The sequence below is a fragment of the Nocardia sp. CA-136227 genome, assembly GCF_050955695.1.
Taxonomy (GTDB): domain Bacteria; phylum Actinomycetota; class Actinomycetes; order Mycobacteriales; family Mycobacteriaceae; genus Nocardia.
Genome location: NZ_CP192081.1, coordinates 4,625,093 through 4,639,068, shown reverse-complemented (window position 1 = coordinate 4,639,068; position 13,976 = coordinate 4,625,093). Strand labels below are relative to the sequence as shown.

At 68.4% G+C, this 13,976-nt stretch carries 14 protein-coding genes; 8 read left to right on the top strand and 6 right to left on the bottom strand.

What is annotated here, in order from left to right:
- Genes ACQP06_RS21340 through ACQP06_RS21325 form a run of 4 tightly spaced genes read left to right on the top strand, consistent with a single transcriptional unit; the run spans position 1 to position 2,960 of the window.
- Complete coding sequence (locus ACQP06_RS21340) at positions 1-612, top strand: G1 family glutamic endopeptidase (protein WP_433666263.1); 612 nt, start codon at positions 1-3, stop codon at positions 610-612.
- Entirely contained in the window at positions 552-1,265 is a 714-nt protein-coding gene (locus tag ACQP06_RS21335) for a TetR/AcrR family transcriptional regulator (protein ID WP_433666262.1), read from the top strand. Before ACQP06_RS21340 ends, ACQP06_RS21335 begins: the two co-directional genes overlap by 61 nt.
- On the top strand, positions 1,262-1,915 hold the full coding sequence (locus ACQP06_RS21330; protein ID WP_433666261.1) for a TetR/AcrR family transcriptional regulator: 654 nt from the start codon (positions 1,262-1,264) through the stop codon (positions 1,913-1,915). The genes ACQP06_RS21335 and ACQP06_RS21330 overlap by 4 nt, the downstream gene beginning before the upstream one ends.
- Positions 1,916-1,925: 10 nt before the next feature.
- Positions 1,926-2,960, top strand: a complete 1,035-nt coding sequence (locus tag ACQP06_RS21325; RefSeq protein WP_433666260.1) for an HD domain-containing protein — start codon at positions 1,926-1,928, stop codon at positions 2,958-2,960.
- On the opposite strand, the gene ACQP06_RS21320 is transcribed toward ACQP06_RS21325, so the two are convergent.
- A complete protein-coding gene (locus tag ACQP06_RS21320) occupies positions 2,933-3,541 on the bottom strand; it encodes a TetR-like C-terminal domain-containing protein (protein WP_433666259.1) in 609 nt (202 codons plus the stop codon). The genes ACQP06_RS21325 and ACQP06_RS21320 overlap by 28 nt on opposite strands.
- A 131-nt stretch (positions 3,542-3,672) precedes the next feature.
- On the opposite strand from ACQP06_RS21320, the gene ACQP06_RS21315 reads away from it, so the two are divergent.
- Positions 3,673-4,254 carry a TIGR03086 family metal-binding protein gene (locus ACQP06_RS21315; protein WP_433666258.1) on the top strand — a complete coding sequence of 194 codons (582 nt, stop codon included), beginning with the start codon at positions 3,673-3,675 and terminating at the stop codon, positions 4,252-4,254.
- On the opposite strand, the gene ACQP06_RS21310 is transcribed toward ACQP06_RS21315, so the two are convergent.
- Positions 4,238-5,095, bottom strand: a complete 858-nt coding sequence (locus ACQP06_RS21310) for a cyclopropane mycolic acid synthase family methyltransferase (RefSeq protein WP_433666257.1) — start codon at positions 5,093-5,095, stop codon at positions 4,238-4,240. The two genes, ACQP06_RS21315 and ACQP06_RS21310, sit on opposite strands and share 17 nt — an antisense overlap.
- Before the next feature lie 216 nt (positions 5,096-5,311).
- Here ACQP06_RS21310 and ACQP06_RS21305 point away from each other — a divergent pair, with 216 nt between their 5' ends.
- Complete coding sequence (locus ACQP06_RS21305) at positions 5,312-6,214, top strand: expansin EXLX1 family cellulose-binding protein (RefSeq protein ID WP_433666256.1); 903 nt, start codon at positions 5,312-5,314, stop codon at positions 6,212-6,214.
- A gap of 84 nt (positions 6,215-6,298) precedes the next feature.
- A complete protein-coding gene (locus tag ACQP06_RS21300; protein ID WP_433666255.1) occupies positions 6,299-7,219 on the top strand; it encodes an alpha/beta fold hydrolase in 921 nt (306 codons plus the stop codon).
- 22 nt (positions 7,220-7,241) lie between these two features.
- Here the strand turns inward: ACQP06_RS21300 and ACQP06_RS21295 are convergent, their stop codons facing one another.
- Complete coding sequence (locus ACQP06_RS21295; protein WP_433666254.1) at positions 7,242-8,642, bottom strand: WS/DGAT/MGAT family O-acyltransferase; 1,401 nt, start codon at positions 8,640-8,642, stop codon at positions 7,242-7,244.
- Between the two features lie 268 nt (positions 8,643-8,910).
- On the opposite strand from ACQP06_RS21295, the gene ACQP06_RS21290 reads away from it, so the two are divergent.
- Entirely contained in the window at positions 8,911-9,558 is a 648-nt protein-coding gene (locus tag ACQP06_RS21290; protein WP_433666253.1) for a cutinase family protein, read from the top strand.
- A gap of 247 nt (positions 9,559-9,805) precedes the next feature.
- Here ACQP06_RS21290 and ACQP06_RS21285 read toward each other — a convergent pair whose 3' ends face one another.
- The 3 genes from ACQP06_RS21285 to ACQP06_RS21275 form a co-directional block, all read right to left on the bottom strand.
- Entirely contained in the window at positions 9,806-11,866 is a 2,061-nt protein-coding gene (locus tag ACQP06_RS21285) for an SDR family oxidoreductase (RefSeq protein ID WP_433666252.1), read from the bottom strand.
- A 337-nt stretch (positions 11,867-12,203) separates the two neighbouring features.
- A complete protein-coding gene (locus ACQP06_RS21280; RefSeq protein WP_433666251.1) occupies positions 12,204-12,407 on the bottom strand; it encodes a hypothetical protein in 204 nt (67 codons plus the stop codon).
- A 208-nt stretch (positions 12,408-12,615) separates the two neighbouring features.
- A complete protein-coding gene (locus ACQP06_RS21275; protein WP_433666250.1) occupies positions 12,616-13,935 on the bottom strand; it encodes a GDSL-type esterase/lipase family protein in 1,320 nt (439 codons plus the stop codon).
- Positions 13,936-13,976: the final 41 nt, after the last annotated feature.

Here is a 13,976-nt window from a genome sequence, read left to right as displayed (position 1 = left end):
GTGACCGAGACCGAGCAGACCGAGACCGACAAGCCCGACGCGGAGGAGACCGTCGAGGATTCTCCGAAGGCGGAGTCCCCGAAGGGGATCGGTGAACTACTCAATCCGTTCGTGGCGGCGGCCGCGGCGGTCTTCGCGATCGCGGCCGTGGTGCTGGGGGTGCTGTGGCACAACGCCTCGGGTGACTACGACGCGCTGAAGGCCGGCGCCGCCGATCGTGATCGCGCGGCGCAGGTGGCGAAGGACTACACGCTGCGCTCACTCACCTACGACTACCGCAACCTGCCCGCCTTCTTCGACGGCGTGCAGCGGGGAGCATCGGATCCGTTGCGCGACAAGTACACCCAGTTCCACGACACCCTCGCCAAGATCATGACCGATGCCCAGGTGGTGGCGTCCGGCGACGTGGTGGGCACCTCGGTGGAGGCCAAGGACAACGACCAGTACACGGTCACGGTGTATGCCACCCAGCGCACCCAGAACGTGCAGCAGCCCGATCCGGCGACGGTCCCGAACCTGCTGGTGGTGACGGTGGCCGGGCACGACGGCGAGTGGCTGGTCACCGACTACGGCCCCAAGGACGCCGGTGTGAAGGGCGGGGCCGCGAAATAGCCTCGGCACGCATCGGCCGCCCGCCGCAGCGCGAACTCCCCGCGCGCCGCCGCCGGGAGATCATCGAAGCCGCCTACGAGGTGTTCACCGCGCACGGCTACGAGGCCACCGCCATCTCCGAGGTGGCCGCCCGCGCCGGCATCGGCCAGGGCACCGTCTACCGCTACTTCGGCAGCAAACGCGAAATCCTGGACCACGTCATCGATCTCGGCATCGAGAAGGTGACCGACGCCATGCGACTGCACACCGTGTTCGGCGCGGCCGACACCGTGGACGACCTGGTGGCCGCGGTCCGCGCCGCCGTGGCCCGCCTCTACGACCTGCTCGAACGTGAGCCGCGCGTACTGCGGCTGCTGGTGGTGGAGGCCGGGGCCATCGATCCCGAACTGGCGCACCGCCTGCTCGGCCTGGAGGCCCTCACCGCCTCCCTGATCGCCGCCGAACTCACCCGCGGCCTGGAGGCAGGATGGATCCGTCCCGACATCGATCCGGAAGTGCTGGGCCACACCATCCCCACCCTGGTCGGCCCGTGGCTCATGCGGGAACTGCTGGGCGCGGGCAATCCGGCCATCCGCGACCGCAGCATGACCGCGGTCCTCGCCTACCTCGACCGAACCCTGCGCCCCCTGGCGCCCCCGAGCCCGCCCCCATGACCGCCGCCCCGGCTCCCGACCCCCACCGCGACCGCCCCCGCCTGTCCCGAGCCGACCGCCGCCGCGCCGAACTGGTCACCGCCGCTTACGAACTGGTCGTCACCCGAGGCTTCCGCACCATCTCCGTCAACGACATCGCCGCCGCGACGGGCGTCAGCCACGGCACCTTCTACAACTACTTCCCCAACAAACGCGCCATCCTCGACGCGGTCATCGACCACAGCTTCCTCCACATCCGCGACCTCCTCCTGGGCCCCGAGGGCGACGTCACCCCCACCACCATGGACGCCTTCTGTGACCGCTACGCCCGAGTCATCGACCGCTGCTACGACCTGGTCGCCACCGAACCCGGCCTGGTGAATTTCTTTCTCCTGGAAGCCTCCTCGATCGACGACGCCGTCCTCGACCGCTGCCTCCACAACGCCCGCGCCTACGCCGCCGAATCCGTGGCCCGCATCCGCGAGGGCATCGCCCACGGCTACCTGGACCCCACCCTCGACCCCGCCATAGCCGGCGAAGTCCTCCTTTCCCTCCTCGTCTCCGCCCTCCTCTCAGCCCTCCGCGCCGGCACCGACGGCCTCACCCAACCCCGAGTCCGCACCCAACTGGTCGCCTTCCTCCGCACCGCCTTCGCCGACCCGCACGGGTAGCTTCGACTTCATGATCGACGACGACATCGAGGAGACCGCGCGGTGCTTCGCGCGAGCGGCTCACGGTGACCAAAAATACGGTGGCGCACCGTATTCAGTTCATCTGGCGACGGTGCGGGATGTGCTGGACGACTTCGGTTTCGCGGGGGATCTGGGGGTGGCAGCGTGGCTGCATGACGTGCTGGAGGACACGGCCGTTACCCGGGTGGAACTGGAGACGGCATTCGGTGCGGGGGTCACCGAACTCGTGTGGGCGGTGACCGGGATCGGGGGGACGCGGGAGGAGCGGAACCGAGACATCTACGGCAAGATCGCGGGCTGTCCGTCGGCGGTGATTCTGAAGCTGGCCGATCGGATCGCGAACGTCGAGGCCAGTGCCGGGACGCGGTGGTTTGCGATGTATGCCGCTGAACAGCAGGCATTTCGAGCACACCTCGGGCCGATCCTCGCGGGCGAGACTGCTGTCGGCCAGATGTGGACCAGGCTCGAAGGGGCGCTGGCGATGAACAGTCGAGACGCGACGGCGCGGCAGGTGCTCGAGCGGTGGCGGGCGCGGGAGGCTCCGGATGGGGACTCGATCGTGTTCGCCGACGGGACGCTGGTGACGATGGCGTTGGTGCGGAGCAGATTCCATCAGCCGAAGGGTGAGCCGCCGAATCCGGACAAGTGGTACTGGCAGGAGGATTTTCGGGCTACGGCTTGGTCGGCTGCCGAGTGGATCGACGTGGACCCGACGTTCGACACGGCGGTGCACGACGGTAGCCGCGCGATGGTGGGGGAGTCGGCGTCGCACGGGAGCATCGGGTGGGTCGCGTTGACCGACGATGACGAGCAGAACACGCTTCGGTGGATCGCGGTGTCGGGGACCTCCAATCCCTTCCATCACGTCACGCTCGATGCGGAATTCGTGGTTGCCACCAGCACTTTGGAGCTGACCTGGACCTTCCCGCGGAACTCGCCGCAGGATGTGACCATCGCTCCCGCTGATCCGGCGGTGCTGGAGGTCATGCGGCGCCGCTACGTCGACAAGATGCGGGCGCGGTAGGCGGTCAGGAGCATGGTGGTGAGGTCGTCGAGGTAGGCGGGTTCGGGGGGGATGCCGGTGATGGTGAGGCGCCAGTAGAGGGGGCCGGCCAGGAAGTCCAGGGCGAGGGGGAGATCGAGGTCGTGGGGGAGTTCGCCTCGGGTGATGGCGCGGCGGAGGAGGGTGGTGGCGCGGTCGCGGCGGGTGGTGGCGATGCCGGTGGTGAGGGTGGCGGCGAGGGCTGGTTCGCGGGCCGCTTCGGCTAGGAGGTCGGGGATGATTTTCGAGGCCAACGGGTGGCGGAGGCCTTCGGCGGCTGCCGCGAGGAAGGCGTGGAGGTCGCCGCGGAGGGTTCCGGTGTCGGGGGTGTCGGCGGCGTCGACGGCGACCTTGGTGATGAGGTCGGTGGCCATGGCTTGTTTGGAGGGCCAGCGGCGGTAGACGGCGGCCTTGCCCGCGCCCGCGCGGCGGGCCACGGCCTCGATGGAGAGGCGGCCGTAGCCGACCGCGGCGAGCTCCTCGAAGAAGGCGGTGGTGAGCGCCTCGGTCAGGTCGTCCTGTAGGACCGGGCCACCGGACGTGCGGCGCGGGGAAGGGGGCATGTGATCCACGCTAACACGAGACGGAACGGTTGCGTATCGACTGGACCGGGCTGTACCGTTCTCGACATAGCCGAGACGGAACCGTTCCGACTCGATGGACTCGAGCGGTCCTCCGATCGAAAGACACCACCATGAACACCGTGGTCCCCACCCTCGTCGACCGAATCCACGACGCCCTCGACACCACCGGCGCGATCGTTGCCGGCATCGACGACACGCAGCTCGGTCTGCCCTCGCTCTGCCCCGGCTGGGACGTCCGATTCGAGCTCAATCATCTGGTCGGCGGCCTGCGCGTCTTCGCCGCCGAACTCACCCACACCGATCCCGGCGGAGACCACCACGACGACTGGCTCGGCACCCACCACCGCACCGCCTACGCCGCCGCCGCGCACCTCGACCGCGACGCCTGGTCACGCCCCAGTGCGCTGGACACCACCGTCCGGCTCGGCTTCGGACCGGTACCCGGCCCCATGGCCGCCCTGATCCACCTCACCGAGATCCTGGTCCACGGAATCGATCTGGCCGTCGTCACCGGGCAGCAGCACCTCGTCGACGAGCGGCAGGCCGACTACCTGTTCACCGTCATGCGATCCATGGACTTCGACGCCTTCCGTCGCCCGGGCATGTTCGGCTTGGCGCAACCGTCGTCCGCGGATGCGCCCGCTCACCAGCGGCTGCTGGCCTTCCTCGGCCGGCCTACTTCTGCAGCGTGAACTGCATGACGTCGAGGTGGCCCGCGCGGAAGTGCTGGGCACACCCGGTCAGGTATCTCATGTAGCGCTGATAGACCTCTTCGGAGGTGAGCCGGACGGCCTCGGCATGGTGGGCGGCGAGGGATTCGGCCCACAGATCAAGGGTTTTCGCGTAGTGGGGGCGCAAGGCTTGGATGCGGGTCGTGCGGAACCCGACCGCCTCGGCCTCCTGGGGGACGGTGCTCTGCTGGGGGAGTTGGCCGCCGGGGAAGATTTCCCGCTTGACGAAGATGTGGAACAGGGCGTCCTCACGGGTCACGGGAATCTCGGCGGCCCGCAGGTCGGCGAGACTGTGGCCGATGATGGTATGGAGCAGCATGCGCCCGCCGGCCGGGAGCATGCGGTGGCAGCGGGTGAAGAACTCGGGGTAGCGCTGTTTGCGGAAGTGCTCGAAGGCGCCGATGCTGACGATGCGGTCGGCGTTGCCGTCGAATTCCTCCCAACCCTGTAGGCGCACTTCGGCTTCGGAGATGCCGAGTTCGCGCAGCTGGGTGCGGACGTACTCGAATTGGTTGCGGCTCAGGGTGAGTCCGATGACGCGCACACCGTAGGTGAGCACGGCGCGGATCATGGTGGAACCCCAGCCGCAGCCGACATCGAGCAGGGTCATACCGGGTTCCAGACCCAATTTGCCCAGTGCCAGATCGATCTTGGCCAGTTGCGCCTCCTCCAGGGTCAGGCCCGCACGGTCGAAGTAGGCACAGCTGTAGGTCATGGAGGGGTCGAGGAACAGCGCGTAGAAGTCGTCGGACAGGTCGTAGTGAGCCTGGACCTGCCGGTAGAAGGGCGCGAGCTGGGCCATGGCATCTCTCCCCGGGTGTGGTGACGTCGGAGATCTGGACATCCGGATATACGTAGCGGTCGGCCCTGGGTTCTACATCGCGGACACACCGCCAACACGCCGCGCTTTTCATTCCGAAATTGCCATTCGACCTCAGCGTAGCGGCCCCGGCTGCTTTCCTGAAGGGGAGTTCAGCATCGTTTCAGCAAACACAATTCGGAGGGTTGGGGACCGGCCATGCACCGCACCGGACACGAAGAGGTCCATCCTGGCAGGCCGTGGTTGTGGACGATTCTGGTGGGAGCGGTGGTGGTGGGACTGGCCACGTGGTGGATCAGACCGCAGTCGTTGAGCTGCAGCGTGGCCGAGCCGACGACGACCGTCGTCATGCTGCCCGCCGCACCCGCGCCGATTTCGGTTACTCCTCAGCAGATGCACGCCGTGGACGCGCAACCGCCGCAGGAACGGGCCGAGGCCCGGTTCTACGCCTTCGGTCAGGGCGGCGCCTGCTCACTGCCGGACCTGCCGCTGGACGGCTACTACGTCGGGGTGCCGACCAATCGCTACGACGGCTCCGCCCCCTGCGGCTCCTACGTCGATATCGACGGCCCGCTCGGCAGCGTCCGCGCTCAGGTCGTCGACCACTGCCCCGGCTGCGGCCCGGACCAATACGATTTGAGCCGTTCGGCTTTCGACGCGATCGCCAATTCCGTCGACGGCGTCGCGCCGGTCAAGATCACCACCGTTCGCGACCCGAACCCCGCGCCGGAGCTGTTCTACCGCGTCCAGCAGAGCTCCTCGACCAGCTGGATCGGAATCCTGTTCTCCGGCACCGGCAATCCCCTCGCGCAAGTAGCCTTGCGCCCGGATTCCGGCGGCGACTACCGCCCGATGCGCCGGGGCTACGACAACTACTGGACCGTGTCGGGCATCGGCAGGGGCCCGTTCACCGCCCAGGTGACCGACATCTACGGCCACGTCGCGTACGTCCCTGGGGTCGCGATCGAGCCGGGACAGTTGCGCCGCACCGGAATTCAGCTCTACGACATAACTGCCGAGCCGTCCCCCGCCCCGCCCGAGCCCCCGGGCCCGGTGGTCGTGACCACGGTGGTCGCCGCCCCCGCGCCCTGCACGCCGTAACCCGCCGCCGCGCCCGCGGTATGGCATCATCGAGTGAAACGTGTTCCAGTTCGACCGCCGCGACGGTGTGCCGGGAGGCCCTCGATGACGAACCCCAGCTCGGATCCGACCACGACTGCCGTGCCGCGCCGCGGTCGCCGCCTGTCACCGCGCATCTCCCGGCTGACCGAGGTGCCGCAGGGCGAGATGGTGGAGCTGCCCGGCCGCGGCGCCACCTACGTGGTGGACCTGCCGGGCCCGGCCGCGGATTCGCCGACGGTCCTGTTGCTGCACGGCATGGCCACCACCGCCATGCTCAACTGGTTCCCGTCGCTGCGTGAGCTGAACGCCCACTACCGCGTGGTCCTGTTCGATCAGCGCTGGCACGGCCACGGAATCCGTTCCGAGCGTTTCGATCTCGACGATCTGGCCGACGACGTCATCGCCGTCGCCGACGCCGTGGGCGTCGAGCGCCCCATCCTGGCGGGCTACTCCATGGGCGGCGTGGTGGCCCAGCTGGCCGCGCACCGGCACCCGGAACGGGTGGGCGGGCTGGTCCTGGCCGCGACCACCTACCGTTTCCAGGAGAAGTGGCGCGAGCGCGCCTTCCATCGGGGCTGGTCGGCGACCGCCGCCCTGTTCTCGGAGTGGTCGTTCCGCCGGGCGGAGCTGCGTCGCGACAAGCTGCCCACGCTGCCGGAGTCCTCGTGGCCGGTGGGCCGGATGGATCGCTGGGCGATGGCGGAACTGCGGGCCACCAGCGGCTGGGCGCTCGCGCAGGCGCTCGCGGTGCTGGGGCGTTTCGACGCGTCGGAATGGCTGCCGACGTTGAAGATGCCGACGGCGGTGGTGATCACCACGCGGGATCGGGCGCTGCCCGTGTTCCGTCAGCTGGAGATGGCGAAAGCGATTCCGGGAGCGGAGATCTTCCTCGCCAGGGCGGGCCACGCGGCCTGCGCACTCGAGGCGGACGTCTTTGTCCCGGTGTTCCTCGAGGCCGTGCAGTCGGTGGCGGAGCGGCTCTAGACGGTAGCCACTCGGTTCGGGCTCAGCCCTTTTCGCGCGCGGCCTTGAGCAGCGCGGTGATCACCTCGGGGACGGCGTCGGCGATCTTGTCGACATCGGGGACCAGTTCCTTGCAGGCGATGAAGCCGAAGTCCAGGTGGCCGTTGTTGGAGATCACGGTGGCGGTCAGGCCCGCGCCGTGGAACACCGGTCCGAACGGATACATCGACGACACCCGCACCCCGAGGAAGTACATCGGGAAGTTGGGTCCGGGCACATTGGAGATCACCAGGTTGTGCACCACCGGGTGGTGATCGGCCAGTTTGAGCGAGGAGTACGCCCGCGCGGCGAGCTGGAAGGTGTTGGGCGGGGCGTACTTTCCCCAATCCTGGAGGAAGTCCGCGCCGATCAGGTTGTGCTCCTCCTTGGCCCCGCGATTGTCCTCGGCGATGGCCAGCACCCGCGCCACCGGATCCTCGATCTCGGTGTAGAGCCGGGCGAAGATGGTCGACACCTTGTTGGTGCCCTCCTCGTGGCGTGAGGTGTCGTGGGTGGACACCGGAACCGAGGCCATGAGCGAGGTTTCGGGCAGTTCGTCGTGCAGTTCGAGGTAGCTGCGCAGCGCGCCGCCGACCACGGCGAGCACCACGTCGTTGACCTTCACCCCGAAGGCGGTCTTTATCTCCTTGATATCCGACAACTCGGTCTGTTCGAAGGAGATTGCCCGATGCTGGGTGATTGCCCGATTGAACGGCGTGCGGGGCGCGGTGAACGGCAACGGCATACCGCGACTGCCGGATTCGCGCCGCCGCTGTACCAGCCCGCCCAGAATGCCGACCGTCTTGGGCACCATGCCGACCATGCCGAGGCGCCCCGGCAGGTTCAGCAGCGCCTCACCGGCGAGCTGCAGATCGGTGGGTTCGGCCTCGGCGGTGGTGTCCTCGGCGGGCGGGGTGTAGGTCACGCCCGGCTGCATATCGCACAGGTGCATCATCATATTGGTGCCCGTGATGCCGTCCACGATGGCGTGGTGGTACTTGGAGACCACCGCCACCCGGCCGTGTGGCAGGCCCTCCACCACCCACATCTCCCACAGCGGGCGGGCGCGGTCGAGGGGGCGTCCGGCGATGTCGGCGGCCAGTTCGGCCAGCCCACGGTCCCCGGCCCCGCTGGGCAGCGCCAGCCGGCGCACGTGGTAGTCGAGGTCGAAGTTCGAATCCCGTACCCAGACCGGATGATCGAGGTTGAACGGGACCGCGTGCAGCCGCCGCGTCATGGCCGGGATGAGGTGCAGCCGCCGGCCGAGTTCGGCCTTGAACGCCTCGTGCTCATAGGTGACCCCGTCGGCGGCGGGGTCGAGTATCAGCAATGCGCAGACGTGCAGGAGTTGGGTGTCTGTTTCGAAATAGAGGAAGCTCGCGTCGAGCCCGGTAAGTCGTTCCATACCAACACACTATGAGAACCGGTTGTATTTTGCGTGCGGTTCGCGGTGCGCTCCGGAACCGGTCCGAGCTCGTTTTGTTGCCCCAAAGTTGCACGTAGATAACAAGTTTCATGATGAAACGGTTGGGTACCAATCAGGTGTCTCTCCAGTGGAATTCGTTGCCGCCCTTCCGGAGCGTTCTTACCGTGGGTCACATGGTCCGGTGATCGGTCTCTAGTCAATGACAAGAGTCACCGGACTTCTCACAACGACGTGAGAGGTGAGGACGATGGGCGACCGGAAGGTGCTGCTGCCCGGAAGATGGCGTACGGCGTGGGGTTTCGCGATCATGCTGACGATCGCGACCGTGTTCGTGCCGCAACCGAGGTCCCACGCGCAGGGCTGCGCCGATGTGGACGTCGTAGTGGCCAGGGGCACAGGCGAACCCGGCTGGCTCGGCGATCAGATCGGCGACCCCCTCTTCGGCGTCCTGCAGGACCGGCTGCCCGTCTCGATGTCCGCCTACCGCGTGAACTACCCCGCCGATTACAGCTTCGACGTCGGCGCGGGCAGCGCTGATCTGGTGCGGCACTTGATCATTCGCGCCGCCGCCTGCCCGGGTCAGCAGTTCGTCCTGGTCGGCTACTCGCAGGGCGCGGCGGTCGTGCAGGCCGCGCTGGGCACCGGCGTCGTGTCCTGGTACCCGGGCCGCGTCCAGCTGCCGGGCTACCTCGGCGATCGGGTGGCGGCGGTCCTGCTCTTCGGCGACCCCGTCCGCGGCCTGGGCTGGAATGTGCCGGGCGAGTTCCTGTCCCGCACGGGGGACTGGTGCGTCGGCGGCGACCCGGTATGCGGTTCCGGCCTCAATGCCAACGCGCACGTCGCCTACGGCAGTGATCTGGTGGCCGCGGCCAATTTCGCCGCGGACCACATCTGACCCCGGGGAGGGGAAGGGCCCGGCTCCCGGGCGGTCTCGGCGGACCCGCCCGCGAGACCCCGGAGCGGGGTCCGGGTACCCGCGGTTCGCGGGGCGTCGGGTGTCACGGCACTCGGGGCCTCATCCCACAGTGAGCCGCGGGTATCGCACGAGTAGGCCCGGTGCGCTGTCCCGCACCGGGCCGAACTCTGTGTGAGGCGCTACTACTCCGCCGAACGGATCTGAATACCGTTGCCGGACAGAGGGATCACCAGTTCAGGCCGGGAATCCGGTTGGTGATCCGCGCCGCCGGCGCGGGCAGGCCCATGAGCGGCTGCACGATCGGGGCCAGCGCCAGCAGCGGACTGCGGGACTCGGGCTTGGCGGTGACCTCCGCCGCGCTCTCGCCGGTCGCCGTGCTGGATTCGGCGTCCACCGCCGGGTGCCCGGTCTTCGGCTGCGAACGCGCCGCCTTGGACTCGCCGAACATCCGGTAACCCTGGTGCAGGATGGCGCGTTTCACCGACGGCATGACCGTGTCCACGAACTGCGCGAAGGTACCGATCGGGGTGTCGATGCGGCTGGGCCGGTGCTCGAGTGCCCGCACCACGATGTCGGCGGCCTGATCCGGGCTGTGCACCGGAATCGACTTGTACAGATCGGTCGGCGCGATCATGGCGGTCCGCACCAGCGGCATGCGCACCGAGGTGAAGGTGATTCCGGCGTCGGCGTTCTCGACCGCGGCGATCTCGCTGAAGTTGTCCAGCGCCGACTTGCTCGCCACGTACGCGGCGAAACGCGGCACCTTGGTCTGCACCGCGATCGAGGAGATGTTCACGAAGTGCCCGAAGCGGCGCTCCCGCATGGACGGCAGCAGCGCCAGGATGAGCCGCACCGCGCCGAAGTAGTTGACCGCCATGGTCCGCTCGAAGTCGTGCATGCGGTCGGTGGAGTTGAGCACCGAACGGCGGATCGAGCGCCCGGCATTGTTGACGACGTAGTCGACGTGCCCGTGGTCGGCGAGCACCTGCTTGACCAGCAGCTCCACCGACTTCTCCTCGGTGATGTCGCAGACGTACGCCTGCGCCGCACCGCTGTCGGCCCGCACCGCGGCGGCCGCGGCCTCCAGGTCCTCCTCGGTGCGCGCCACCATCAGCACGGTCGCGCCGCGCTTGGCGACGGCGTGCGCGGTGGCCAAACCGATGCCACTGGACGCGCCGGTGATCAGCACGACCCGGCCGCCGAGGCCGCCGTGGTGGCGGCGGGCGCGGTCGGGGTCGAGATGGGTGCGCCAGTACGACCACAGCGTCTCGGCGTAGTCCTCGAAGGCCGGGACCTCGATACCGGTGCCGCGCAGGTGGGCTCGGGTGGATTCGGAGACGAAGGTCGACTCGAAGGCGGTGTGCGGGGCGACCTCGGCGGGAATGCCGAAGCGCTCCAACAGGAAATCGCGCACCGTGGGCACGCCCGGCAGGCCGCCGAGGGCGTGCAGCGCGGTGTGCGAGCCCGGAACGGTGCCGATCGCGGTGGGGGCCCCGGCCGCGCGCGCCAGCGCGTTGTAGATCTCGGTGAATGGCTGCGGTTCCGGGTTGGTCAGGTGGAAGGTGCGGCCGATCAGGCCCGGCTTGGCGATGAGTTCGAGCATGGCCGCGACCACGTAGTCGACCGGAACGATATTGGTGGCGCCCAGATCCGGGATCGGGACCGGCAGCTCCGACGGCAGCGCGCCCAGTCCGGCGATGGCGGGGAAGAAGTAGTAGGGACCGTCGATCTTGTCCATCTCGCCGGTGCGGGAATCGCCGACCACGATGGCCGGGCGGTACACCCGCCAGCGCAGGTCGGCGGCCTCGCGCACCATCTTCTCGGCCTCGAACTTGGTGCGGTGGTAGGGCGAATGCAGGCCCTGGCCCAGATCGAAGTCGTCCTCGAAGAACTTGCCGCGGTGATCGCCCGCGACCGCGACCGAGGACACGTGGTGCAGGACCGCGCCGAGCTCGCGGGCGAGCGCGATCACCGAGGCGGTGCCCCGCACATTTGCGGCGTAGGTGACCTCGGGGTCGGCGGTCATGTCGTAGACCGCGCCGAGGTGGATCACGTGGTCGGCGCGGGGCGCGTCGTCGATCAGTCCCAGGTCGGGCGCGGTCAGGTCGCCGACCAGCGGGAACACGCGGTCTTCGGCCCCCCAGCCCGCCGCCATCTCGCGCAGCTTGGCCACCGAGGCCTCCCGCGTCAGTGCGTGGACCACGGCCTCCGGGTCGCGTTCCAGCAGTCCGGCGATGAGCCGCCGACCGAGGAATCCGGTTCCGCCCGTGACGATGTAGGAAGTCATCGTCCCCTCCTTATTACGAACCTGTTGATACCCAACGGGGTTCGTCCGACATGCGTCGGTGGATGCGGACGTTGTGTGATCGGCCCCCTAGCAGAATGTCGGGCCGAGGTAGGAACACCATCGTGCCTAACTGGTCGGTAACTTTACGGTTCCGCGAATTGCCATTCAAGCCGAATAGCCGTTCCGGCCCTGTGTGACTGGTCACCTCGGGGCAATTCGAGTTGGTGTGTGTAACAAAGGGTTTGATGTAACTCGGAGGCGCACTCGGCAATTCACAGGCAACTGGTCAATTGTCCTGAGCGGCCGCTCACTTGTTTCGATTGCGAATTGATTGCGGTTATTCGTTGACGCAACGGACGTCGCCGTCGGCGGCTTGGGTCACGATCGTGAAGGGCGGACACTGGCGGAGGTTGCCCCACTCGCCCTCGATGCACGAGTCGTAGGTGTGCGGATCGGAGGTCGGCACGCGGTCGCCGGAATGGCAGCTCGCGCTCACCGGAGTCGCTCCCGCGGAGCCCGCGCCCAGCAGGGGTGCGCTCAACGTGATACCAGTGACAACAATCCCGGTCGCCACTCGACGGCGATTCATCGACCTCCACCTTTCCTCGGTGTTACTCATCAGTAGGTACCGAGTTCAGTATGACGATCGGTCTACTACGGAGTGAAGCCGACAAGAGTCACACTTGCCGCGACCGGGGAACGGCCGCCGTCCCGCCATGATTCGAGTCACACGGGAGGGCGGCGCGGGGTCAGCGGCAGCGGCCGCGGAAGGCGCTCAGATCGATGGCCTCGGCCATGGCCTGGTATCCGGCCGGATTGGGGTGCAGATTGTCGGCGCCGGCGTAGCGGGGCGCGAGGACGTCGGGGTCGGCGGGATCGCGCAGGGCGGCGTCGAAATCGATGACGCTGTCCGACAGGGTCTGGGCGCGGATCCACGCGTTGACCCGCTGCCGCACCGGCCCGGCGAGGGGCAGGGTGGCGATGCCGTCGGAGAGCGCGTTGCCCGCGGGCATGATCGTGCCGAGGTGCACGGCCAGCCCGGCGGCGTGCAGCTGCGCGATCAGGTCGGTGTAGCCCGCGACCAGCTGGTCGGCATCGACGCCGATCGGGACGCCGAGATCATTGATGCCCTCGAGGATGATGACGTCGGTGACTCCGGCCTTGGCGATGGCGTCGCGCTGCACCCGGGTCACGCCCGCCGGGCCGAACTGCGGGATCAATCCGTTTCGGGTGACCCGGTTTCCGCTGATCCCGGCGTCGACGACGGTGAACGGGAGGCCCGCCTGGTCGATGCGGCGCTGCAGGAAGTCGGGGTAGCGGACATTGCGGTCCACCACGGTCGGATCCTGCGGCACGCTCAGGTAGGTCGCGCCGACATAGCCGTCGGTGATCGAATCCCCGAACGCGACAATGGTCGACGTGGTGCCGGGCGCCTGGACGTCGAGGCCCGACAGGAACGGCATCGACGTGGTCGGCAGCGGCAGGGCCGCACCGGACGGCTCGTCGGTGGCGTCGCCCGCGAGCGGCAGGCTGTAGTAGCTGGTGGCATTGGCATTGAAGTGCTCGGTCGGCAGCACCGCCAGTCCCGGCGCGTACACGCTCACCGCCAGCGGTTGAAAAGCCTCGAACGTCAACTCGATCGGATCGCTGACCACCTCGCCGCCCGCGGGCACGGTGACACGGGAGCTCCCGTCGAAGCTCACCTCCCGCAGCGTCTCGGCGCGCACCGCCGGGCCCGCGGCCTGCTCGGCAATGGTGACGTGCGCGAATTCGACCGGCACCGGCCGATTCTGGTTGCTCAGGTGAATCCGCACCACGGACCCGCCCAGGTGCGGTGTCGCGACCAGGCGGAACGTCTGCCCGCCCACGTGCGCCTGCGGCACCATCGACGGATCCACCGCCCCGAAGGCGTCCGAGGGCGCGGCCATCCATCCGCTCACCCATTGCGGCGCATCGCATCCCGGTGTCTCGGCCGCGGCTGTCCCCGCCGGTCCGCCGACCGCTATCGCGGCCACCGCGACCGACGCCGCGACACCGGCATTGCACACACCCCACCCACGAGACGCCATAGCGACCACCATCACCCGACCCAAATGGACATTTCGGCCAA

Bases quoted from the DNA above. Each gene is read 5' to 3' on its own strand.
- ACQP06_RS21325 (WP_433666260.1), top strand. From the start codon at position 1,926: ATGATCGACGACGACATCGAGGAGACCGCGCGGTGCTTCGCGCGAGCG.
- ACQP06_RS21285 (WP_433666252.1), bottom strand. From the start codon at position 11,866: ATGACTTCCTACATCGTCACGGGCGGAACCGGATTCCTCGGTCGGCGG.
- ACQP06_RS21310 (WP_433666257.1), bottom strand. From the start codon at position 5,095: ATGGCCCAGCTCGCGCCCTTCTACCGGCAGGTCCAGGCTCACTACGAC.
- ACQP06_RS21315 (WP_433666258.1), top strand. From the start codon at position 3,673: ATGAACACCGTGGTCCCCACCCTCGTCGACCGAATCCACGACGCCCTC.
- ACQP06_RS21295 (WP_433666254.1), bottom strand. From the start codon at position 8,642: ATGGAACGACTTACCGGGCTCGACGCGAGCTTCCTCTATTTCGAAACA.
- ACQP06_RS21275 (WP_433666250.1), bottom strand. From the start codon at position 13,935: ATGGCGTCTCGTGGGTGGGGTGTGTGCAATGCCGGTGTCGCGGCGTCG.
- ACQP06_RS21290 (WP_433666253.1), top strand. From the start codon at position 8,911: ATGGGCGACCGGAAGGTGCTGCTGCCCGGAAGATGGCGTACGGCGTGG.
- ACQP06_RS21320 (WP_433666259.1), bottom strand. From the start codon at position 3,541: ATGCCCCCTTCCCCGCGCCGCACGTCCGGTGGCCCGGTCCTACAGGAC.
- ACQP06_RS21305 (WP_433666256.1), top strand. From the start codon at position 5,312: ATGCACCGCACCGGACACGAAGAGGTCCATCCTGGCAGGCCGTGGTTG.
- ACQP06_RS21330 (WP_433666261.1), top strand. From the start codon at position 1,262: ATGACCGCCGCCCCGGCTCCCGACCCCCACCGCGACCGCCCCCGCCTG.
- ACQP06_RS21300 (WP_433666255.1), top strand. From the start codon at position 6,299: ATGACGAACCCCAGCTCGGATCCGACCACGACTGCCGTGCCGCGCCGC.